Genomic DNA, 22,487 nt, shown 5'->3' on the forward strand with positions numbered 1-22,487 from the left:
CTTATAGCACTTCAATCTTGTAACCAACACCCCAAACGGTTTGCACAACTTGGTTACCACCAGTTGCCGCTTCCAACTTATCGCGCAAGTGTGAAACGTGCACCATAACTGTCTTAGCAGACACAACTGATTCTTGTTGCCAAACACGTTCGAAGATATCGTCAGCGCTAAACACACGGTTTGGGTGTGAAGCCAACAAATACAAGATTCCAAACTCCAACGCCGTCAAATTAACTTCAACACCGTCGGCCGTCTTAACTTCGTGGCTGTCCTTGTTAATCGTCAAAGGACCGATATCGAGCACTTCAGGCGTTGCTTGGGCCATACCGTTTTGGGCACGACGTAGCAAAGCACGTACACGCGCCATCACTTCCAATGGGTTAAATGGCTTCGTTACGTAGTCGTCAGCACCCGTAATCAACCCTTGAATCTTGTCCATTGCACCAGACTTGGCTGACAACAACAAAATTGGCACAGGATTGTCCTTACGAACTTCCTTCAACACTTCCGTACCATTCATTTCAGGCATCATGATGTCCAAAATAACCAAACCGATGTCTGGGTTCGTACGGATCTTCGTCATTGCTTCCTTACCATCGCTGGCAATAACTGGCTCGTAACCTTCGTTCTTCACGTAGATTTCAAGCAATTCAGCAATTTCGTGATCATCATCAACAATCAAAATTTTCATCGATTCATCCTCACTAATTCTAGTTGCTTACTTGGCTTGTGGACGGCGCGTGCTACCACCAAGGAATCCACCTTGGATACCAGTCTTAACACGCCAGAAGCGGAAGCCGATAAAGGCAAGTACGGCGAATACTAGGTACAACCAACCTGGCAACAATGGGTTGATAACAGCTGGCAAGTAGCTGAAGCCCAAGTATGCCAAGAACCACAAGACGAAGGCACCGACTGAAATCAAAATCTTCAATAGCACTGGCGTCTTTGAGCCGTCCTTCTTTGGTGCCAACGTCATCGTGACAACAGCGAAGAAGAATCCACCCAACAATGATGTCAAAATCAATGACGTAATTCCGGCTGCACCGGCGCTACCAGTTTGTGACGCCTTGCTAAATAGCAACGTCAATCCAAACATAAAGCTGAACATCATGAAGAAGGCAATTGCGTTATCAACCAACAATGGCCAGAAGCCGTATGTCGCGTAGCCAGGTGCTGGCGTTGCTTCGGTTGCGTTTGCCTTGCGTCCCAACGCTTCAGCAGGTGTGTTAAACAATTGACGTGCTGTTGTACCAGTCTTTTGACCGTCCAACAACTTTGCGCCAACTTCGGCAATCAAGGCCGCCTTGCTTTCGTCACCTTCAACAAGTTGTACCATTTGCCAAATAAAATCTTGATTACGCTTCGTCAAACCAGACGTGGCCAAGTCGGCACGTGATGGTAGCGTTGGCGTTACCGTTTGCTCTTGTGATTCTGTCATGAGTTCCCCCGATTAAACGTTGAACAAGAATTCGATGATATCACCGTCTTGGACAACATACTCCTTACCTTCTGAACGACGACGTCCAGCTTCCTTAACTGCCTTCATTGAACCGTATTCGTCCAAATCAGCAAAGGCGACCGTTTCAGCACGGATAAATCCACGCTCAAAGTCTGAGTGGATAACACCGGCAACTTGTGGTGCCTTCATACCTGCACGGAACGTCCAAGCACGCGTTTCCTTACCACCAGCGGTAAAGAACGTGCGCAAGTCCAACAAGTGGTAGGCTGAACGAATCAAACGGTTCAAACCTGGTTCCGTAATACCTTGCAATTCCATCAATTCAGCCTTGTCTTCGTCATCCATACCGGCCAATTCTTCTTCGGCACGAGCTGAAATTCCGATAACGTCAGCATTTTCGGCTGCAGCGTATTCCTTGATTTGTTGGAAGTACTTTGATGCTTCTGGATCAGCCATGTCGTCTTCAGCAACGTTAGCCACGTACAAAACTGGCTTTGACGTCAACAAGAAGAAGCCACGAACGATCTTTTGCTCATCTTCGTTCCAATCAATTGAACGAGCAGGCTTTCCTTCTTCCAAAACTGGCTTCAACTTAGCAAGCACTTCAAATTCTGCAGCTGCATCCTTATCCTTAGCTTGCTTGGCCTTCTTTTCCGTAGTTGCGTAACGCTTTTCAACGGCTTCCAAGTCGGCCAAAACCAACTCCAAGTTGATTGTGTTGATGTCATCGATTGGGTCAACCTTACCGTTAACGTGTGTGATGTCATCATCGTCAAAGGCACGAACCACGTGCACGATGGCGTTTACTTGACGGATGTTTTCAAGGAACTTGTTTCCCAATCCTTCACCCTTTGAGGCACCCTTAACGATACCGGCAATGTCAGTAAATTCGAAGGTCGTTGGCACGATCTTGTCAGCTGGCACCAATTCTTGAATACGGGCCAAACGATCATCTGGCACTTCAACCATTCCCACGTTTGGTTCAATCGTGGCAAATGGGTAGTTAGCCATTTCGGCACCCGCCTTAGTAATTGCGTTAAACAAAGTTGACTTACCAACGTTTGGCAAACCAACGATTCCTGCTGTAAGAGCCATTTTTAAATACCTATCTCTCTATTAATCTTGTTCTGACGCTGAACGCAAAATGCGCTTCAAACGCTTATCGAAATCATGACGCGTCATCATTACTTGGTGACCACAACCTTGGCACGTCAACTTAATGTCCGCACCAATACGGTTGATTTCCCATTCATTCGCACCACACGCGTGTGGCTTCTTCATCTCAACTACATCATGCAAGTTGTACATAACCAACCTCCAGATTATTCCTCGTCAAATGAAATGCCCAATACATCAAAGATGCGGTTCAAATCATCATCAGACAAGTATGCAATTTCAATTTTACCAGCACCCTTACGATTACGGGTCACGTTGACCTTCGTGCCAAACTTATCCTCCAAAGCAGCTGTCGTCGCCTTCAAATAAGCGGATGGTTCATCGTTACCCTTACCAGTGGTGTCAGCTTGTTCGTTCAACTTGTTAACCAATTGTTCAAGTTGACGAACCGTCATGCTTTCAGCAATTGCCCGCTTGGCAACTGGCACAATGCGACGCTTGTTGCGCAAACCGAGCAACGTACGCGCTTGTCCCATTGAAAGTTGACCCGCTTGCAACATGTCCTTTACTTCGTCAGGCAAGTTAAGCAGACGAAGGAAGTTAGCCACAGCAGAACGGGCCTTACCTAGACGCTTAGCCACTTGTTCTTGCGTCAACTTCAACGCATCCATCATGTCGCGGTAAGCTTGCGCCTCTTCAAGCGGCGTCAAGTCTTCACGTTGCAAGTTTTCCAAGATAGCGGCTTGCATCATTTGCTCGTCGTCTAACTTACGAACAATTGCCGGCACGTCCTTCTTACCAGCTAATTGTGAGGCACGCCAACGACGCTCACCGGCCAACAACTCGTATTGGGTGTTGTCCTTAGGGTTGTGACGCACAATCACTGGTTGCAACACGCCGTTTTCCTTGATTGATGCTGCCAAATCTTGCAAAGCATCTTGATCAAAGACATGACGTGGTTGGAATGGGTTCGCCACAATCTTGTCGATGGCAATGTCACGAACCGTATCGTTTGTTGCAATTTCTGTATCAAGACCTTGCTCAGCAAACAAAGCGCCTAGACCGCCGCCGTTGCCACCAAGGCCACCCAAACCTGACTTCTTAGTGTTCGCCATGAGCTGCCAAGACCTCCTTTGCCAAGTCCATATAAACTTCGGCTCCCTTTGACTTTGAATCATAGTCAATGATTGCCAAGCCACGTGATGGCGCTTCTGACAAACGCACGTTACGTGGAATGACCGTGTCGTAAACATCGCTGCCGAAGTACTCACGCACGTTTTGAATAACATCTGATGACAAGTTGGTACGTGGATCAACCATCGTCATCAACACACCCTCAACTTCCAAGTCAGGGTTAAAGTGTTGCTTAACCAACTTCATGTTGTTCATCAACTGCCCCAAGCCTTCAAGGGCGTAGTATTCAGCTTGTACCGGAATCAAAATTGAGTCCGCTGCTGAGAACGTGTTAATCGTGACCAATCCAAGTGAAGGTGGATTGTCGATTAGGATGTAGTCGTACTTTTCGCGAACACCTTCCAAGGCATTCTTCAAGCGCAACTCACGCGCCATTGCTGGAGCTAATTCAAGTTCAGCACCAGCCAAGCGAATCGTAGCTGGCACAATGTCCATCCCTTCGTGTGACGTTGGTAGAATCACGTCGGCCAATGGCACATCGTGAACCAATACGTCATACACGTCACGTTCGATGCTTGACTTTTGCACGCCTGAACCTGATGTGGCGTTTCCTTGTGCATCAGTGTCGATCAACAACACTTTCTTACCTAGGGATGCTAGGGATGCGCCCAAGTTAACCGTCGTGGTCGTTTTACCGACACCACCCTTTTGGTTAGCTAATGCAATAATGTGTCCCATTGTTTTCCCCTTTCTACAACGGCTTGCGCACTGGATCACCAGGCTTGCGCGGATACTTTTTTGGTGTGGTCTTTACTTTCTTGATGACGATAACTGAACGTGGGTCACCGTTTGGTAGGCTCACGTCGATTTGCTCGCCGATTTCAGCCCCCAAAGTCGTGATGGCCTTCTTAGCCTCTGCCAACTCTTCATCGGCAGCGCTACCCTTCATGGCCAACAACACACCGCCAACCTTAACGAATGGCAACGTCAACTCCCCCAAGACATTCAAACGAGCCAAGGCACGAGCTGTGGCAACATCATATTGCTCACGAGCTGGTGCCGTCTTGTTCCCAAACTCTTCAGCACGGGCGTGTTCAACAGTCACACCTTCCAAGCCCAATTCCTTAACCAAATCACGCAAGAAGTTGATGCGCTTGTTCAACGCATCAATAATCGTGATTTGCAATTGTGGAAATGCGATCTTCAATGGCAATGATGGGAACCCTGCCCCCGCGCCAACGTCAATCATGTGCAACTCTTCTGTCTGTAATTCTGGATATGCCCAGGCCAACGTCAAAGAGTCGTAGAAGTGCTTCAAGTACACCTCATCGCGTTCAGTAATTGCCGTTAGGTTCATGTGTTCATTCACCGCAACTAAACGCTCGTAGTATTGCTGATATTGCGCTAGTTGTTGTGCATTCAATTCAACATTATGCTCGCGTAATGCCGCCGCAAATTCTTCAGGATTCATCACCATTCTCCAAACTGATTCCAATAATAAAAGAATACCGCAAAATGCCCGTCTAATCAATAGTTACACGGCGTTCAAGAAAACAAAACAAGGTGTTATGTTTCACGTGGAACACAACACCTTGTTTCATTACTTAATTCGCGCGATTTCTGACATGAACCATTCGTTAAATGCTGCTACATCAATATCTGTAGCCACTGAAACATTTGCTTGGCCGTCGTGTGACGTACGCAAAATGTCAGCAATTGTCCCACCCATTGCGGGACCTTCAGTTACAACATCAACCCAATAGTCAGTCAATTCAAAGTACTCTGGGTGCGCCAAATAGAACAATGTGTTCACATCATGCATCGGCTTCCCTTCAGTTTCATCATCTGCATAATTACCCAACAAGGCTTGCAGCATCGCACCAGATTCGTTGAGCGTACTTAGCTTTTGGATATTTTCGTGTGAAAGCAATGCCTTCATCGTCACATCAAGACCAATCATTACGAGTGGCAAACCAGCCTCAAAGACGATTTTAGCAGCATGCGGGTCTGTATAAATATTAAATTCTGCCACACTAGACATGTTACCGCCTGACAACGAACCACCCATGACAACCAAACGGTCAATCTTGGTCTTCGTTTCAGGATACATACGGAACATAAGCGCCAAATTAGTGAACGCCCCCGTTGCAACAACGGTTAGTTTTTCTTCACTAGTCATCAATACGTTGCGCATCGCTTCAACCGCGTGTTGCGTCAACGGCTTAGTTGTTACCGGCGCAAAATCCCAGCCAGGCATTCCTGACGCACCGTGCACGTGAGACGCGTCCTGATAGTGCTTCAACAACGGCATTTGCGCCCCCGTTGCAACTGGCACCTTATCTTGCACACCGAAAAACTCGACCAACTTCAAAGCGTTAAGCCTCGTCTTATCAGCGCTGACGTTACCAGCAACGGTCGTCAAAAGTTTTACATCGAATTGGTCATCGGTCAAAGCAATTGAAATCGCTGCTGCATCATCAATTCCTGGATCCATATCCAGCAAGATTTTGTGTGTCATGTCTATATTCCCCGTGTTCCATTTGTGAGTCTGTGTATTAGATAATACCATACATCACGACTGCATAATATTGCATATTAATTCAATCGTTTCCAAATTTTCTCTTGAATTTTTGGTTGTGGATCACGTGTTAATGCGTCAAATTCACGCCATGTCCCACGATGTGGTGTCGTCGCTTCAACTTCAGCCGTCAGTACGGTTACCGTCCATTTTTGATGCGTGTATACGTGCGTTACTGGTCGGCCACCCATTTTGACCAACTTAGCCGTGATGCCATAGTCAGCCAACAAACGCTTCTCAGTAGCCGCAATCATTTCATCTTCCGACCACTCAGCATCTGGATCCGTGACGAAATCCGTCAATGCGTACAGTGGCATCGTCCAAAAATTAGCCAGCAACCCGGTTGTTGGACGTTGCTCCCATAGATATCCAGCTGGCGAATGTGCTGCGACCGCAAAGTAGGTGATTGGCTTAGGCTTAGGTGCCTTGGATTTCACAGGGTAGAAATCTTCGGTGCCATCTGCATACGCAGCATTAAATTGCTTAACTGGTGAGTGTTCAGAATCATAATTCTTGGCACTCATATAAGATGAACCCAAATCCATAATCGCTTGATTAAAATCGCCTGGGCGATCTGGGTCAATCAATTGCAGACCTAAGTCAAAAAACACCTTGCGTGTCTTCGGCTGTGCAATATCGGCGTCAATCTTGAAAAGACGGGCGAACACACGGAAGGCATTTCCATCGATAGCTGGAACTGGTTCCTTGAAGGAAATGCTAGCGATGGCGGCCGCCGTATACGGCCCGATACCCGTTAGATTTTCAAGTTCGGCCATTGTATCCGGCCAAACACCACTGTAATCATCACGCACTTGAATGGCCGCTTTTTGCATATTCCGAACACGTGAATAATAACCAAGACCTTCCCAAGCTTTTAGCAAATCTTGTTCGGGTGCTGCTGCCAAATCATTCAGCGTTGGAAACATGGTCATGAACCGATTGAAATACGGAATGACCGTTTGCACCTGCGTTTGTTGCAACATAATTTCTGACACCCAGACGCGATATGGGTCTTGGTTTTCACGCCATGGCAAGTCAGCTCGACCCGCTTCGTCATACCAATCAAGCAGTGTCGCACGGAACGCACGAATCTTTTCTTCGTCCCACATGTCAATCATGACTCGTCCTCAATTTCTTTTTTCATAATGAGTCCAGTTTAGCAGATTTTACTAACAATTTAGCACCCGCGTTTTTTGCATTTGCTTAAATCAATGTTTATAAGCGATAATAGAAGTATTAAATCTATGAAATGGAAGTTGGCCACATGACTGATACAAACGAACTCAAGAAAATTGCCGGTTATCGCGCAGCTGAATTTGTCGAAGACGGCATGGTTGTCGGTATCGGTTCTGGTTCTACCATCGCGTACGTTATCGAAGCTCTCGGTAAGCGCGTGGCGGAAGAAGGACTTAACATTGTTGGTGTCCCAACGTCAGACAAGACGCGTCGTACGGCGGCTAAGCTTGGCATTCCAATGTACAACGTTGATGACGTTGACCACATTGACCTAACGATTGACGGAGCCGACGAAATCGACCCTGAATTTGCTGCTATTAAGGGTGGCGGGGCCGCTTTGCTTTGGGAAAAGATCGTTGCCATTAACTCATCACGCAATGTCTGGGTTGTTGATGAAGGTAAGCTTGCGCCAAAGCTAACGCACTACTTGCCAGTTGAAGTTATCCCTTACGGATCTGACCAACTTTTCAAGCGTTTGGAAGCCAAGGGCTACAAGCCTTCATGGCGTCTTGACCAAAACGGCAACCCCGTTCGTACCGACTCAGCAAACTTCTTGATTGATTTGCACCCAACCGACATCACGGATCCATTTACGCTTGGCCGTGAATTGACTAGCATGGTCGGCGTTGTGGAACACGGACTATTTTTGAACATCGTTGATAAGGTTGTTGTCGGTCGCGACAACGGCGTTGAAATTTTCGACGCTCACCCACAACCTTTGATTTAAAGAAAATGCAAAAGTCTCGCCGGCGCGAGGCTTTTTTATTTGTTTTGCATATCAACTATGACACAATGACCTTGGGAGGTATTTGTTATGGTAACTATGTGGCAAGCATTTATTAATTTTTGGAAAGGCTACGTGAAATTCACGGGCCGTTCAACTCGTGCCGAATTCTGGTGGATGCGACTTTGGTCATCTATCATCTTCATCATTTGGTTAATTTTATTCATCATCGCCTTGGCAAGCGATGCCAGCCTAATCAGCAAGGTTGACAAGTATAGTCAGCCTAACGTGCAGGGTATTGAAAATTGGAAGCTACTGACTGAACTTCTATCAGCACCGTTCACAATTATCGTTGTGATGCTCGGTATCCTATTGGCTTTAGCAATGTTCTTACCAAATATCGCGCTAACAATTCGTCGTTACCGCGATGCCGGCACAGTAACCTGGGCCGCCTGGGTTGTTTGGGTACTTTCGTTGTTCTCACGCAGTGATCGCATTTACAGCAACGGTTCAATGCAAATTACGTTTATGATTGGTGGTATTTTTGTGCTAATCGGATGCATTCTTTCCGTTTTGCCAAGCGATACCCTAACTGGCACTGGCTTTATCGGCCGCAAGCCCGAAGAAAAGTTTGTCTTTAAAGAAGAGATTAACGATTCATCAGATGATGAATTGTAATCAAAAAGGTGTAGCAACCACGTGGGTTGCTACACCTTTTTTAAATTACTTCAACTTTTCTAGCACTGACGTTGGCACGTCTGACTTTTGTACCCCTTCAGGACCCTTTACAACACGCTTTTGGCTGATTTCAGCCTTCACATATGCGTTTGGTGTCAATGGATCAGCGTCTTCAATGTTGTAATCCAAGACACGACGTTCCCCGTCAGTCGTGATGAATGTCAACTTGTATGAGTATGACTTTGAGCCGGCAATCTTCTTACCAGAATCATCAACCGTATCCTTCAACTCTGGCACTTGAGCAGGCACCTTTGCGTAAGCTGGCGTTGCCTTGTACGTAACGTTGTAGTATTCATATCCCTTGTATAGGCCGAATACGACCAACACTGCTGCAATCAAACCAATAATCTTCTTCATGATTTCCACCTCTTAAAATATCTCAATCATTATCCGTATAGTACATAACCTCTTATACTATTTAAAGTATAATATCAGTAACTGAATAACACAAGTGGAAAGTACATTTGTTTTTTTAGTTGGTGGTTTGTGTCGCCACTGTCGTGACGAAGCATGGTGGGCATGGACGCGGGGCTCTCCGCCCCCATACCCACCATGCCAGTAGCCGAGATATTAATAACATATTTTAGTTTTTCATCCACGGATAACAAGGAAAAAGAGAGCTATCACCCTATTTATTAAACCGTGGATGTAAATCCATAACAGACTAGGATATCTTGTCTGCTGCAAATGCCTGGGGTAACTCTCGGAGCGATTTGAGGTGGGACAGAGAAGCCCTGCCCGACCGCCGCGTGTCTATCGGCCAAAGCCCCAAGTTTCCAGTTTGGCCGATGCGACCGATAAGGGAGCAACACGCGGTGCTCGCGGCAGGGCGTGTCTCAGCTCAAATTCTTTGTCGGAGAGAGTTACCCCAGGCATTTGCTCGTGCGCTAGCACGACACAAACACCAAAAAACGGTATCACATCACTGCGATACCGTTTTCCGTCATTCGCCCTTGTTCAGTTGTCGTAACTGATTAGGAGTCTGACCATATGATTCTTTAAACATTTTCATCGCTAACTTAGTGTTGCTAGCGCCGTGGCGGATAAAGATTGTTTTAATGACCTGGTTCGTCGCAAGCACATCTTGATAAATGGCATCTAAACGAACCTGATAAACATAGTTCACAAACGTCACCCCAACCCGTCGTTTAAAAATACGACTGAGGTAATCAGGATTGTAATGGAACTTTTCTGCGACCTCACTCAACGAGATTTTCGTTCGATACTGCTCGTGAATATACATAATCACGTCCTTCAAACGATCATCTTCCGTTAAGTCATCCGGCGTTAACGTCACAGCATAATTGGTAATCAAGTCATATAAGACTTGCATCAAGATGCTGCTAAATCGCAACCGATAGCCAGCTTCTTTTCGCAAATAGATTTGGGTCATTTGCTGAAGCATGCTGACAATCTTGTCATACGTTTCATCATGCAAACTATGGTTCGTCCACAAATCAAATCGTAGCAATTCACTATTCGACCAATACTGGTTGAGATAATACACAGGAATTTGCAACACGAGGGCTTGATTTGCCAAATTGGTGGTCGAGTGGAGAATCCCCGATCCAATCACAATGAACTCATTTTCATGTAACGTGACATCATGTTGCTCATATCGAAACGTCACTTCGCCGGTTAGGACGAGCACAATTTCAATATGCGTATGCCAATGCAGTGGCTTAAATCCAAGTGGTTCATCGGATAAAAAGACGCGAACCCCAACATCTGAATTATCTGCAACTATTTCGTGCTGTTGCGCTGCCTTTTCCATCACTGAACCCCTTAAAGTTTACGCACCGACCCCCATCGGCTCTGCAAAATCTATAAGTTCAGTTTATCACATTCTCAATTAGCTCGGGGCGCTGACTTTCTGTCAGGTTTAGCCGATCTTCTTCCACAATGGCAAGCTCATGAAGTCGTAGTTTTCAGTCATCCAGCGACCGTTTTCAGTCACTTCAACGACGCGACCATCCAAGATGTGCTCCCACTTACCAGCTGGCAAGTAGTAATCAACATCCCCTTCTTCAGTCATAACAGGTGCCACCAAAACGTCGCCACCAAGCATGTATTGACGATCCAACGTTGCCGTATTTTGATCTTCAGGGAACTCCAAGTACATTGGACGCATCAATGGGATACCAGCTTCAACTGATTCCTTGGCTTGTCCGTAGATGTATGGCATCATCTCCAACTTCAATTGCGTGAACTTACGCGTTACGTCAACAGCTTCTTCGTCAAACAACCAAGGCACACGGTACTCGATGTTACCGTGGTAACGTGAGTGACTTGAAAGCAAACCGAATTGCGTCCAACGCTTGTAGATTGATGGGCTCGCATTCTCTTCGAAACCACCAATATCGTGACTCCAGAATGTGTAACCTGATGACATCAAGCTCAAACCACCACGAAGACTGTCAGCCATTGAGTGGAATTGGCTCAAGTTGTCACCACCCCAGTGAACTGGGTATTGTTGACCACCGACCGTACCAGAGCGAGCAAAGACAACCGCTTCGTCTTCACCCTTTTCTTGTTGCAACAACTCAAACACAGCGTCGTTGTAACGGTGCGTGTAGTAGTTGTGCTCACCTTCAGGGTTGCCACCGTTAAAGAATACGGCGTCGTGCATTGGGATTCGCTCACCGAAGTCCGTCTTGAAGCAGTCAACACCCATGTCCAACAAGTTCTTCAACAAACCTTGGTACCAAGCACGGGCTTCTGGGTTAGTGAAGTCAACCACGGCGAGACCTGGTTGCCACAAGTCCCATTGCCAAACACTGCCGTCAGTGTGCTTGATGAAGTAACCCTTTTCCTTACCAATCTTAAAGAGTGGTGACTTTTGTGAGATGTATGGGTTAATCCAAACGCAGACCTTCAAGCCCTTGTCGTGCAAGCGCTTCAACAAACCAACTGGATCTGGGAATTGTTCCTTATCCCATTCCAAGCTTGTCCACTCGAAGCCCTTCATCCAGAAGCAATCGAAGTGGAATACTGAAACTGGAATATCACGTTCGAACATACCGTCGATGAAACTCATAACCGTTTCTTCTGAGTAGTCCGTCGTAAATGACGTTGATAGCCACAATCCAAACGTCCATTCTGGTGGCAAAACAGAACCACCCGTCAACTTGTTGTACTTTGAAATCACTGACTTTGGTGAGTCACCTGCAATCACGTAGTACTCCAATGACTCACCACGCGTTGAGAAGCTGACACGATCAACCACTTCGCTGCCGACTTCAAAACTTGTTGGTTGGCTTTCGTTAACGAATACACCGTAGTAAACGCCAGCCTTACCCGTCATGTAGAACGGAATTGACTTGTAGCTTTGTTCTGAACCAGTACCACCATCCATGTTGATAGTGTCGATGCTTTGACCATTCTTCACGAAGGCCCCGAAACGCTCACCGAATCCGTAAACATTCGTACCTGGCAACAGGCTCAATTGCTCACGCATAAAGTGGTCCGTTGCTGTAACAGATCCTTGTGGTCCCAAGTTTTGCGCACCAGTAACCGTGTTGGCGTGCATCACTTGACCCAATTGCTTGCCTGACAAATCATCAATTGACGCTTGGGCCTTGTATTCAGAACCCGTAATGCGCTTACCCTTGTAGTTGAAATCGATGTTGAACTTGTCGTGCATTGAGACAGCCAATTGCAAATCACCACTCGTCAACGTTGCAACAGAATCTGCGATTTCAATCGTTGGCGTTACGTTGTTGTTTTGCAACTCGTATAGCGGATTCTTGTCATCACGATCGAAGTGCTTCAACTCGACACCGATAACATCTTCAGCTGGTGAGAACACCGTCATCGTCGTTGCACCGACATCCAACATGTCACTGCGAGAGTTGATACGGTGGTAGGCTGAGTAAACGCGCAAGGCATCACTTGCGTAGTTGTCATCATCCTTATCTACGACCATTGCGTCAAAGGCTTCCAATGGTGAGTTAACAATGTACTCATCACGGTTTAGCCAGTATCCATTAGTAAACTTCATGTTTTTATTCCCCGTTTAATTATGTTTGAAATGCCTATCTGCTTAGGCTTCAGCTTCTGCAACTGCAGCAGCTTCACGTTCGTGCTTAGCCGTCAAATCTGCGACCATTTGTGGCTCAAGCTTGTCGATGTTGTTGAACAACAAGGCGATTGCTGAGGCAGCGTAACCGATAAATGGAATCCAGATGAATCCCATACGAATAGCGTCCAATGCTGATGCGGTCTGCGTACCGTCAGCTGAAGCAGCATAACCACCAGCTGCCAAAACGGCGGCCAAGACCATACCACCGATTCCCATACCCAACTTGGCTGAGAATGAACTAAATGATGTTACGAACCCTTCGGCACGCACACCGTTCTTCCACTCACCGAAATCAACGGCGTCTGACAACATAACGGCGATCAAAGCACCCGTCAAACCGTAGCTGATGAAGTACAAGACAATACCAGTCAAGATAATGGCAACGTTTCCGTTCATGATGTCAGCAAGGTAAAGTACCAACTGTGACAAAGCCGTTCCGACCATTCCTAGCAACATTGTGTTTCGCTTACCCAAACGACGGGCAACGAATGGCACCATTGCTGTTGAAGCCAACGTGATAACCGTTCCGGCCAAGACCAAACTTCCCAACGCTTCGTTGTGCAAAACGTACTTGAAGTAGTAAGGCAATGAACTTGAACGAACAGCAAATCCACCCCAGTAGATAAAGTTGATGAAGATGATGATGACCCATGGGTAGTTACCCTTCAAGGCCTTCACTGATTCGCGCATTGGAATTGAACGGTTAGAGTCCTTTGTGACCACTCGCTCACGAGTTCCGGCGAAAGCAACCAACAAGCAGGCCGCTGTGATAATACCCAAGATAACAGCCCAGATAAACCAACCTGTTGCTGATGTTGATGGATCCTTAGCACCCTTATCAAAAATACCGGCGATAATACCAACAGCTGGCAACGTCAATGGCAAGAAAATGGCTGCGCCCATGTTTCCGAAAAATTGACGAATCGTTGACAACGTCACACGCTCTTGTGGATTTGAAGTCAGCGCTGGCAAGATTGATGTAACTGGAATGTTAATTCCTGAGTACAAAATCTTAGCGCCGATGTAGGCGATGTAAATCCAAACGACCTTACCAGTTTCTGATAGTGGTGGCGCCGTAAAGGCCATCACACAGAAGATGGCAAATGGAATTGCGAACCACAACCAGTAAGGACGTGACTTTCCCCACTTGGTATGTGTACGGTCGATGAATTGTCCCCAAATCACCCCATCGATTGAATCAATAATTGCTGTAATCGCGAAAAGTCCTGTAACGGCTGCTGCAGCAACACCCAAAGTGTCAGTACAGAAAACCAAGAAGTACGTTCCTACGATTTGAAAAATTGTGTTACACCCAAAGTCCGACATGGCGTATGAGACACGTTCGCCCCACCCCACTTGATTCGGCATCTTTTGTTCCATGACGATTACCCTCCGTTGTTCATGGTGACTACCTTAAGAATTCTTGTAATGCAAACGTTTTCTGTAAACGGTTTCATTACCACGTGTTTGAGAATACAGGGAATGATTTTAATCTACAAGGTGTCTTTTGCCGGAGGTCGTATTTATCCGGTCAAAAAGTCAAAATCGCCACCTAATTTGCAAGTGCAATTGTTTGACATTTACAAAAAAATAGCCAACCCTTTGCAGGTTGACTATCACCACTATTAATTTGTTACTAACACACGGTCAGCAGACACTTGCTTGTCATACTTGTTATACATACCCGCCAAAGACATGAAAGCAAATAGGTATAGCAAGTTGTCGTAGTAACGGTAGACACCGTCACGCATTGGCATGTTCCAGAATAGATCCACGTAATACTTTGACAACTCGTTGTTTGGCGTTGCTAGTGTTGATTGCGCCATCCCCGCCTTCAAGGCAACCGGGTGCTTCACATACAACAAGCTTTGACCATCTTCGGTCTCCTTGTCGCCAACAATCGTGCCATCAATCCAATAAACCGGGATGTTTTCTTGTTCAATTTGACCCTTGTAGAATTCTTGCAACTTAACGACACGGTCAGTCAATTCGGCATCAACCTTGCCAGTCCACGCAGCATCCAAACCAACGTTCGCAGCCGTACGGTATGCATCTGAGAAGAATGATCCGTGGCCACGGAAGTCATTTGGCGTACCATCGTAGTTCGCATATTCCGCTGACATCCCCGTTTCTGGGTTCATCGCCTTCTTCAAGTATTCGCGTGATGCATCAGCTGCGCGCTCAAAGAACGCACGGTCTTCTTCATTACCGTATTGCGCGTACACCTCGTAGAAGTGCGGCAAGTGATATGACGGATCTGAAATATCCATTTCTGCGACGAAACGAATGTAAGTCGTCTCAGGATCGAACATACCACGACCACCTTCTTCTTCATCCTTGTGCACCATCTCGTGCAACAAAGACTTCGCCTCGGCCGTGTAGTTAAAGATGCCTTCGCCGTCACCCCAACGGTTAGCAGCCATCAACAAAGCAGCCGCAAAGAATTCTTCACCGTCTGGGGCAGAACCTTCAGCGTTAGAAACACCTGAACGTTGGGCTGACCACTTGAAGAAGCCGTGCATTGGGCCATCCGTAATCAACATGTACTTGTTCACCCATGCCCAAAACTTGTTGAACATTGGTTGGTCATCAAGTTGCAAGGCAATCATCATGCCGTATGACATTCCCTCAGTACGCACATCATCATTACCAGTATCAGTAAAGTACGCTGTACCATCACCGTTGTCATAGTAGAACTTAGTTTCTTCATTTGTAAAAATCGTATCCAACACTTGTTGGAACTTTTCGTCAATTTGCGCTTGTGTATAACCAAAGTCAATAAACTTACTCATTTTGTTTCTCCGTTTTCTTTATTACCACAGATGAATATACGGTCCGAGTATGACCGAAATGTGGCTTAAACAAGAAAAGAAAGCGCTTTCAAAGGCTCATTAAAAAAAGCGATGCCACTTTAACTTCAGCAGCATCGCAATTGACTATTTAATTTTTTGATTCTTCGGCAACGTCATACTGAAGATGGTACCGTGTGGCTGATTATCCAACACTTCAATAGTACCACGGTGACCTTGGACCACCCACTTGGCAATCGCAAGCCCCAAACCGTGACCGCCTGTTGAACGCGAACGCGCCTTATCAACACGATAAAAGCGATCAAACAAACGCTGTTTATCAGCGTCCGGCACACCCTTACCAGTGTCAGAAACCTGCAACTTTATATTGTTGTTAGTTTGAGTCGCAGAAATCGTCACGTCAGCCCCTTCACCGGCGTACTTCTGGGCATTATCCGTCAAAATAACCAACAATTGACGCAAACGTTGGGCATCTCCAACAATCGGCAATGTCTCAGGCACATCAACTCGTAGTGTTTGCCCCTTTTCTTCAGCCGTGAATTCGAAAATATCACCAACTTCACGGGCCACCTTTGCCAAATCCATGTCAGCAAACGCAAACAGCGGCACATCAGCATCGGCCTGTGATAGTGTCAGCAAATCACCCGTCAAATTATTCAAGTGACGCACTTCAGTCAACGCATTAGCGACGTTTTCGACTTGGTCCATCACCGTATCATTCGGACGTTCCAACATACGTTCCAAGTTATTTTGAATAACCGTCATCGGCGTCTTAAATTCGTGCGCTGCATCGGCCACGAACGTTCGTTGTTGCGACCACGCACGCATAATCGGACGCATATTGGCGCGCGTCAACGCAACCGCCATCAACAACAGCGCAATTTCAGATAACGCGAAAATCCAGACCAAACGGTTTTGGAACTGCTCAACAATCTCGTGTTCTGTCGTGACATCAACGAATGCTAGTTGGTCCCCCTGACGATTAAAGAAATACCAGCTACCACGGTATGACTTAAGGTAGACCTTATTCTCATGTTTGATATTCAGTGAATCTTTAAAGGTATCGACATAATCCGTAATCTGCGAGTTTTGCATCGTTGGCTGATCATACTGATTTGAACGCGAATCAAAAGCCTGAGCGACACGCCTTTCCGCTGTGCCATACATCACATTCCTAAATTGGCCGATTGTAAACGTCCCAATCAATGAAAAGACCATCGTAAAACCGACGACCATCAAAATAGTCATCTTAACTTGTTGTGACAACGAGGCGCGGATTCTCTGAAGCCACTTCGGCAATTTAATTTTGGCAAAAAACGCCCGGACACGTATTTCTAATCGTTCATCCCAGCGTAGTTTGTTATTTTCTACCATAAAATCAGTCTTCCGGTAGTGTTGCGTTTAGCGTATAGCCCACATTACGCAACGTTTTAATCGTGACTTGCGCATCCGCATTACGCAAGTTCTTACGAAGGTTTGACATATATACTTCGACAACCGTCAAAGACGTATCAGAGTCAAAGCCCCAAAGGCGGTCAAAAATTTGATCCTTCGTGACAATTTGCCCCACGTGTTGCATCAAGTAGACCAGCAAACCAAACTCACGACCTTGCAAGTTCACTTCTTGGTCGTTAACCAAAACACGGTGTTGATCAATAAACACCTGTACGTTTCCGACTTCAAGTGCGCCATCTTGACCAAGCACACCCGTGTGACGCAACAACGTCTTCAAGCGTGCCAGTAATTCTTCCTTGTAGAACGGCTTAGTAATATATTCATCCGCACCCAAGTTAAAGCCTTGCATCTTATCTGATAGTTCACCCTTGGCAGTCAACATTAGAATTGGCAAGTTCGGGAACATGTCCTTCGCCTTCTTCAAAATTGTAAAGCCATCTTGCCCTGGCAACATCACATCCAACACAACAGCGTCATAAACACCTGATTCAATTTCAAACCAGCCTTCATCACCATCATGCACTTGCGTCACTTCACCCAATTCAGAAATCGTTTCACGAACGGTATCATTCAACGCAAAATCATCTTCCACTACTAACAACTTAATTGTATTCCCTGCCATCTCATTAACCTCACATATCCCCAAATGGGTTTCATTCATATCTCTTATAAAGCAGACTGAGAATGTCGGAGGTTTTTGACCTCCGACGTGCCCAGCCACTGTGATAATCGTGAGCGTCGGCCGCTCTGTTGTCTTAAATAATAGTTAGTGAACCTTAAAATCGACATAGCGTAGCCTTGTCTGAACCTTAAATATTTAAGGTTCAAGTCCATTATAACCGTTTCACGGACTCTGGACTCATCTTTTGCCGCGCAAAAAAGCGCCATATGAAAAATATGGCGCTAATTATTATTTAAATTCGCGACGTGCTTGCACGCGAGCGACAATAATTGATGACACGATTGCCACCGCAAGCAATCCAACAATTACAATCAATGAGAAAGCATTTGAGATTTCAAAATCCCAATCGAACATCTTACCACCTTCATTAATCAACATCTTGGCACCAATGAACGCCAAGATAATGGCCAATGCGTATTTGATATAACGGAACATCGGCAATAGCTTTGATAAGGCAAAATACAATGAACGCAATCCCAAAATCGCAAAGATATTTGATGTAACGACGATGAACGTATCTTGCGTCACCGCCAACACGGCCGGAATAGAATCCACCGCAAATAGCAAATCAGATGCTTCGATGAAAATTAGGGCAACCAAGAACTTTGTCACATAATGACGACCATCTTCTTTAATAATGAAGTGTGGCTCTGTGTAATCATCCTTAATCGGCAAAATTTTTCGTAGCGTCTTAATCAAACGACTATCATCCAAGTTCTGGTTAGCTTCTTTTTCAAAGAGCATTTTCAATCCGGTATACACCAGGAAGGCCCCGAAAATGTACATCAACCAGTCGAAACGTTGTAGCAGCGCAGCCCCACCTAAGATGAAGAGCACACGCATGACTAACGCTCCAAACACACCCCAGAACAAAACGCGGTGTTGGTACTTCGCCTCAATACCAAAGAAGCTAAAGACCAGGATAAAGATAAAGAGATTATCTACACTTAATGATTCTTCAAGCAAGTAGCCCGTTACAAAATCCAACGCGTGGTCACTTCCGGCAAAATACCAGATGCCACCCGCAAAAATAAATGCCAAGGCTACCCACATACCTGTCATCATCAATGACTTTTCGAATGTTGGTACCGTATTTTCTTTATTAAAAATACCCAGATCAAGCGCTAGCATCACAATGACAAATGCAAAAAACGCCACCCAGATCCATAAACTAACTTCCATAGGTGAATCTTCTTTCTTGTTACGAGATATTCTATATCTTACTCCTATTTTGTGCGCTTTGTTTGACTAATTGGGTTTGTGGTTTGTGTCGTCGCTATCGCGCCGAGTGACCTGCCCTTCTTTTCACGCGGCTCTTATTCCTTCACAGGAAGCCGCCTGATTTCCTACGCGTGTCGAGACACGCTCCGGTCAAGCCTTTTCGCTAACCCAAGTGGACCATGACCTGTGGGGAGCGGAGTCCACTGCGTTGCAGCGTACACCTTTACCTCCTCGTGGCTCTCCGCTAAGAACCCACACCCACGGGTCAAGGTCCACTTGGGTCTATACGCTCGGCGGGGCAGGTCACAGCAACCAAGCAATACTATGGTTGTTCGATTTTCATCCACCGCAATACTTTAGGTCAAACTGTTCACCCACTTATTTCGGGGTGGATGATTATCTTAGACGGACTAGGATATCTTGGCTGCTGGCATGGGATTTGGTTGGGGTGGTGGTGCGGAGCTCCTGCGATATTAGCCGGTGACAAAGCGAGGACAGGAGCACCAGTTATCACTTAGTAGCAGTGAATTTCAAGCCGACAGGCGCGGAAATACGCTGAGACTTAGGGAGAACGGGACTCCGTCGCCACCAGCTTATATTGTAGGACGGAGCACCGCCTCCCCAACCAAATCCCATGCCTCGACGCAACGCGTCGACACACACACCACCAACTAAAAAACCTCATAAAAAAAGACACCAAGTTCGCCGCCTGGTGTCTTCCGACCATACATCTCAAATTGCAATCTGCATGGCCGTCCGGTAGTTGCCTACCGGGCTAAATACAATTACGTATCGCCCTTGTTTCCTATACAAGGGCGATACGAATCGTTTGATTGCTATAATCTGACAAAACGTATCACCCCCTTTCCTAGATTGACTATTATTATAGACCCTCATTTTAGAAATTCAAGCACAAAAGGCGATTACTTTTTGCGACGAATAATTAGCATCCCCAAGAAGGCCATACCACTTAATCCGGCCCACTTTAGCCAAGTATTACCAGAACGTTCAGCCGCTGTTTTCGGCAATTCAACCGCACCCTTTTCAGCCAACCTTGGCGATGCAATTTCAGCCACCTTCTCCAAGGTCACCGGTTCAACAACGGGTGTTTGCGCTGTAATAATCGGCGCCACCTTGCGATTTACGACCGACTTAGGCGTCTCTGTCGGAACTAACACACGGTCCTTCACAGGTAATTCCGGTTCTGGATTTTGTGTTGGTGTGTCAATTTGTGGTTCAACCGCTGGTGGCGTTGGGTTATCATTTGGCGTGATGACATCTTCCTCCGGTGTTTCCGTTGGTGGCGTATCCACTTCTGGCGTTGGCACATCAACCATTGGGTCTTCTGGCGTCGTAACTCCTGGTTGTCCTGGCACATTTGGTTCATCTACTGTCGGCTCTGTTGGCACTTCAGGTTCATCTTCCAAAGGCACGTCAGGATCGTCTGGATCTTCAACATCTTCTTCGAAAATATAATCTGGATCATCAACCGGCGATGCTACGTACACATACACGACCGACGTTGTCTCGTTCGCCTTGCCGTAAACACCGGTTGCATTATCTGTCACACGCAATAGATGATAATCTTCTATTTCTTTGGCCGACGTTTCATACGGCGTGCCTGGATTTGCAATCTTCACTTCAGTTGTAGCCAGTTCATGGCCAGCTTCGTCAATGTGGAACACACGCAAACGCGCTTGCCCCTTAATATCAACGACATCCGGTGTTGTGGCCGCGCGGGCAATTTTGGTCGTATTCAACAATTCACCAGTTGCATTATAGGTTTTCAACACACTCGTCACTGCATTAACCGCTGTGTTATCAGCAAAATGAATGTAGAATTGATGGCCGTGCGACCCAGTTCCTTCGGATGGATTTGACCCGCCAGCCCGAGCAATATTGTCATCCAGCGCCTTCAAATCAGTCGCCGTCAACGTGCCATCGGCGTCACGGCTTAACAAGAATTCGCCAAATGTTTGATCACCGAAATTATCGACACCCCAATCTGCATAAGGGTTTCCCATGTTATAGGCCATTGTATATGTCCCATCGGCATTCAAATAAATCGTATACGCACCACGCCCAACCGACGCTAAGTCACGGACAATTTCCTCATCAGATGTACCCTCAGCGTATTCAATAAAGTTTTGCGCATCAATGGATTCAGTATTCATCTGGGAAACAGTTGCCGAAATAACGGTTGCTTGATATTTGCCGGCCGCATTTTTATCAACAACATAATAGGTTGAGTAGCCAGCCGATGACGAGGCAGACAACACAGTTCCTTGTTCAATTTGAACGTGTTGCAATTGAATCAAATCTTCCGTTGCAAAGGCGCCCGTTTCACGAATTTTAGCGGTTATATCCGCATCCCCGCGCAACAAAGCGTTCATGTAGCCATCATCTTGATAGTAACTTCCCACACTCACTTGATCACTCTTCGTAAACAGTTGCTGGGTTGCAACACCAGGTGCATCCACTTGGAAACGTGATTTAAATTCAAACGTCCCTTGAACCGTCGCATCCCCAAACGTAATTTTTGCCATACCCGTTTTTTCAGCCCAAATCTTGGCTTCCGGCAACGGCGATGAAGTTGATCCAGTAATTGCTAGGTGTGAAGATACCTCACCAATCGGCGTTGTGGTGAAGGTAATCTTCAACGCGCCCCCCGTTACCTCATAACGCGCAAACGTTGCGCCGTCATTTTGCAAAACACCGGTAGCCTGCACCAAATTAAATGTTTGCTTATGCTGATCACTTGCCGAGACCATTTCGCCATACAGCGGTATCGACAACGTATCACCCGTTTGATATTGCCCATTTGTATTATCAATCTTCAGCCCAATCGCATACCCATTAACAATTCGCGCATCAACCAGCTGCACAAAACTGCTTCCTGCTAGCAGCACTTTACCATCAGCGTTCACGGCGCCATCCACCGTCGTCATAACGGTTTGTGCAACGCTCGCATCGGTAGACCAATCCCAGTTTTTAGGCTCGCGACTACCATTTTCATCAGTCGTTTCGCCAGCAGTTCCCACAACCATCGCTGACTCAGTTTCGACACCATCTGCCTTCACATCAACTGACATCCCCAACATCATCAAAGTCGCGCCCGACACTAATACGCGCTTCTTCACACCAAAAACTGGGCGCTTATACGGCCCAACATTATCCCCAAACATACATAAACCCCCTTCTCTTCTTTCCTGTATAACGGATTAAAACTATTCCACTTATTATACGTAAG

The 22,487-nt window shown here is 46.3% G+C and carries 20 protein-coding genes; 2 read left to right on the top strand and 18 right to left on the bottom strand.

The window, feature by feature from the left end; translation table 11 throughout:
• Position 1: 1 nt before the first annotated feature.
• The 9 genes from OIT45_RS04840 to mutY form a co-directional block, all read right to left on the bottom strand.
• A complete protein-coding gene (locus OIT45_RS04840) occupies positions 2-691 on the bottom strand; it encodes a response regulator transcription factor (protein ID WP_004560133.1) in 690 nt (229 codons plus the stop codon).
• A gap of 27 nt (positions 692-718) precedes the next feature.
• Positions 719-1,441 carry a DUF1129 family protein gene (locus OIT45_RS04845; protein WP_135797062.1) on the bottom strand — a complete coding sequence of 241 codons (723 nt, stop codon included), beginning with the start codon at positions 1,439-1,441 and terminating at the stop codon, positions 719-721.
• A gap of 12 nt (positions 1,442-1,453) precedes the next feature.
• Positions 1,454-2,557 carry a redox-regulated ATPase YchF gene (ychF, locus tag OIT45_RS04850; RefSeq protein ID WP_004560137.1) on the bottom strand — a complete coding sequence of 368 codons (1,104 nt, stop codon included), beginning with the start codon at positions 2,555-2,557 and terminating at the stop codon, positions 1,454-1,456.
• Positions 2,558-2,578: 21 nt separating this feature from the next.
• Positions 2,579-2,770, bottom strand: a complete 192-nt coding sequence (locus OIT45_RS04855) for a DUF951 domain-containing protein (protein ID WP_004560138.1) — start codon at positions 2,768-2,770, stop codon at positions 2,579-2,581.
• A gap of 14 nt (positions 2,771-2,784) precedes the next feature.
• On the bottom strand, positions 2,785-3,693 hold the full coding sequence (locus OIT45_RS04860; RefSeq protein ID WP_135797061.1) for a ParB/RepB/Spo0J family partition protein: 909 nt from the start codon (positions 3,691-3,693) through the stop codon (positions 2,785-2,787).
• A complete protein-coding gene (locus tag OIT45_RS04865) occupies positions 3,680-4,450 on the bottom strand; it encodes a ParA family protein (protein WP_135797060.1) in 771 nt (256 codons plus the stop codon). Before OIT45_RS04865 ends, OIT45_RS04860 begins: the two co-directional genes overlap by 14 nt.
• 13 nt (positions 4,451-4,463) lie before the next feature.
• Positions 4,464-5,183, bottom strand: a complete 720-nt coding sequence (gene rsmG, locus OIT45_RS04870; protein ID WP_199404289.1) for a 16S rRNA (guanine(527)-N(7))-methyltransferase RsmG — start codon at positions 5,181-5,183, stop codon at positions 4,464-4,466.
• Positions 5,184-5,312: 129 nt separating this feature from the next.
• A complete protein-coding gene (rihC, locus tag OIT45_RS04875) occupies positions 5,313-6,230 on the bottom strand; it encodes a ribonucleoside hydrolase RihC (protein ID WP_199404288.1) in 918 nt (305 codons plus the stop codon).
• A 77-nt stretch (positions 6,231-6,307) separates the two neighbouring features.
• Positions 6,308-7,408: an A/G-specific adenine glycosylase gene (gene mutY / locus OIT45_RS04880; RefSeq protein ID WP_199404287.1), complete on the bottom strand. Its 1,101-nt coding sequence runs from the start codon at positions 7,406-7,408 to the stop codon at positions 6,308-6,310.
• A 146-nt stretch (positions 7,409-7,554) separates the two neighbouring features.
• Here mutY and rpiA point away from each other — a divergent pair, with 146 nt between their 5' ends.
• Both rpiA and OIT45_RS04890 read left to right on the top strand, forming a co-directional pair.
• Positions 7,555-8,253 (top strand): ribose-5-phosphate isomerase RpiA, encoded by a 699-nt coding sequence (gene rpiA, locus OIT45_RS04885; protein ID WP_135797056.1) that lies wholly within the window; start codon positions 7,555-7,557, stop codon positions 8,251-8,253.
• An 87-nt stretch (positions 8,254-8,340) separates the two neighbouring features.
• On the top strand, positions 8,341-8,928 hold the full coding sequence (locus tag OIT45_RS04890) for a DUF805 domain-containing protein (RefSeq protein WP_199404286.1): 588 nt from the start codon (positions 8,341-8,343) through the stop codon (positions 8,926-8,928).
• Positions 8,929-8,973: 45 nt separating this feature from the next.
• Here the strand turns inward: OIT45_RS04890 and OIT45_RS04895 are convergent, their stop codons facing one another.
• From OIT45_RS04895 to OIT45_RS04935, 9 genes are all read right to left on the bottom strand, one after another.
• Complete coding sequence (locus tag OIT45_RS04895) at positions 8,974-9,345, bottom strand: YxeA family protein (RefSeq protein WP_135797054.1); 372 nt, start codon at positions 9,343-9,345, stop codon at positions 8,974-8,976.
• Between the two features lie 586 nt (positions 9,346-9,931).
• Complete coding sequence (locus OIT45_RS04900) at positions 9,932-10,762, bottom strand: helix-turn-helix transcriptional regulator (RefSeq protein ID WP_199404285.1); 831 nt, start codon at positions 10,760-10,762, stop codon at positions 9,932-9,934.
• Between the two features lie 108 nt (positions 10,763-10,870).
• On the bottom strand, positions 10,871-12,988 hold the full coding sequence (gene yicI, locus OIT45_RS04905) for an alpha-xylosidase (RefSeq protein ID WP_199404284.1): 2,118 nt from the start codon (positions 12,986-12,988) through the stop codon (positions 10,871-10,873).
• Between the two features lie 42 nt (positions 12,989-13,030).
• Positions 13,031-14,449 (bottom strand): glycoside-pentoside-hexuronide (GPH):cation symporter, encoded by a 1,419-nt coding sequence (locus OIT45_RS04910; RefSeq protein WP_135797051.1) that lies wholly within the window; start codon positions 14,447-14,449, stop codon positions 13,031-13,033.
• A gap of 245 nt (positions 14,450-14,694) precedes the next feature.
• Complete coding sequence (locus OIT45_RS04915; protein WP_199404283.1) at positions 14,695-15,861, bottom strand: glycosyl hydrolase family 8; 1,167 nt, start codon at positions 15,859-15,861, stop codon at positions 14,695-14,697.
• Positions 15,862-16,005: 144 nt separating this feature from the next.
• Entirely contained in the window at positions 16,006-17,253 is a 1,248-nt protein-coding gene (locus tag OIT45_RS04920; protein ID WP_199404282.1) for a sensor histidine kinase, read from the bottom strand.
• Between the two features lie 4 nt (positions 17,254-17,257).
• Positions 17,258-17,956, bottom strand: coding sequence for a response regulator transcription factor (locus OIT45_RS04925; RefSeq protein WP_199404281.1), 699 nt, complete (start codon positions 17,954-17,956; stop codon positions 17,258-17,260).
• Positions 17,957-18,244: 288 nt separating this feature from the next.
• Positions 18,245-19,198, bottom strand: a complete 954-nt coding sequence (locus OIT45_RS04930) for a TerC family protein (protein ID WP_199404280.1) — start codon at positions 19,196-19,198, stop codon at positions 18,245-18,247.
• Positions 19,199-20,160: 962 nt separating this feature from the next.
• The gene (locus OIT45_RS04935; RefSeq protein WP_264329961.1) at positions 20,161-22,422 is read right to left on the bottom strand and encodes a MucBP domain-containing protein; all 2,262 of its coding nucleotides are present in this window, start codon (positions 22,420-22,422) and stop codon (positions 20,161-20,163) included.
• Positions 22,423-22,487 lie beyond the last annotated feature (65 nt).

Source organism: Weissella sp. LMG 11983 (assembly GCF_025908495.1).
Taxonomy (GTDB): Bacteria; Bacillota; Bacilli; order Lactobacillales; family Lactobacillaceae; genus Weissella; species Weissella fermenti.

Bases quoted from the DNA above. Each gene is read 5' to 3' on its own strand.
- OIT45_RS04840 (WP_004560133.1), bottom strand. From the start codon at position 691: ATGAAAATTTTGATTGTTGATGATGATCACGAAATTGCTGAATTGCTT.
- OIT45_RS04920 (WP_199404282.1), bottom strand. From the start codon at position 17,253: ATGGTAGAAAATAACAAACTACGCTGGGATGAACGATTAGAAATACGT.
- OIT45_RS04930 (WP_199404280.1), bottom strand. From the start codon at position 19,198: ATGGAAGTTAGTTTATGGATCTGGGTGGCGTTTTTTGCATTTGTCATT.
- rihC (WP_199404288.1), bottom strand. From the start codon at position 6,230: ATGACACACAAAATCTTGCTGGATATGGATCCAGGAATTGATGATGCA.
- rpiA (WP_135797056.1), top strand. From the start codon at position 7,555: ATGACTGATACAAACGAACTCAAGAAAATTGCCGGTTATCGCGCAGCT.
- OIT45_RS04855 (WP_004560138.1), bottom strand. From the start codon at position 2,770: ATGTACAACTTGCATGATGTAGTTGAGATGAAGAAGCCACACGCGTGT.
- OIT45_RS04845 (WP_135797062.1), bottom strand. From the start codon at position 1,441: ATGACAGAATCACAAGAGCAAACGGTAACGCCAACGCTACCATCACGT.
- OIT45_RS04935 (WP_264329961.1), bottom strand. From the start codon at position 22,422: ATGTTTGGGGATAATGTTGGGCCGTATAAGCGCCCAGTTTTTGGTGTG.
- mutY (WP_199404287.1), bottom strand. From the start codon at position 7,408: ATGATTGACATGTGGGACGAAGAAAAGATTCGTGCGTTCCGTGCGACA.
- OIT45_RS04890 (WP_199404286.1), top strand. From the start codon at position 8,341: ATGGTAACTATGTGGCAAGCATTTATTAATTTTTGGAAAGGCTACGTG.
- OIT45_RS04915 (WP_199404283.1), bottom strand. From the start codon at position 15,861: ATGAGTAAGTTTATTGACTTTGGTTATACACAAGCGCAAATTGACGAA.
- ychF (WP_004560137.1), bottom strand. From the start codon at position 2,557: ATGGCTCTTACAGCAGGAATCGTTGGTTTGCCAAACGTTGGTAAGTCA.
- OIT45_RS04910 (WP_135797051.1), bottom strand. From the start codon at position 14,449: ATGGAACAAAAGATGCCGAATCAAGTGGGGTGGGGCGAACGTGTCTCA.
- OIT45_RS04860 (WP_135797061.1), bottom strand. From the start codon at position 3,693: ATGGCGAACACTAAGAAGTCAGGTTTGGGTGGCCTTGGTGGCAACGGC.
- rsmG (WP_199404289.1), bottom strand. From the start codon at position 5,183: ATGAATCCTGAAGAATTTGCGGCGGCATTACGCGAGCATAATGTTGAA.
- OIT45_RS04900 (WP_199404285.1), bottom strand. From the start codon at position 10,762: ATGGAAAAGGCAGCGCAACAGCACGAAATAGTTGCAGATAATTCAGAT.
- OIT45_RS04895 (WP_135797054.1), bottom strand. From the start codon at position 9,345: ATGAAGAAGATTATTGGTTTGATTGCAGCAGTGTTGGTCGTATTCGGC.
- yicI (WP_199404284.1), bottom strand. From the start codon at position 12,988: ATGAAGTTTACTAATGGATACTGGCTAAACCGTGATGAGTACATTGTT.
- OIT45_RS04925 (WP_199404281.1), bottom strand. From the start codon at position 17,956: ATGGCAGGGAATACAATTAAGTTGTTAGTAGTGGAAGATGATTTTGCG.
- OIT45_RS04865 (WP_135797060.1), bottom strand. From the start codon at position 4,450: ATGGGACACATTATTGCATTAGCTAACCAAAAGGGTGGTGTCGGTAAA.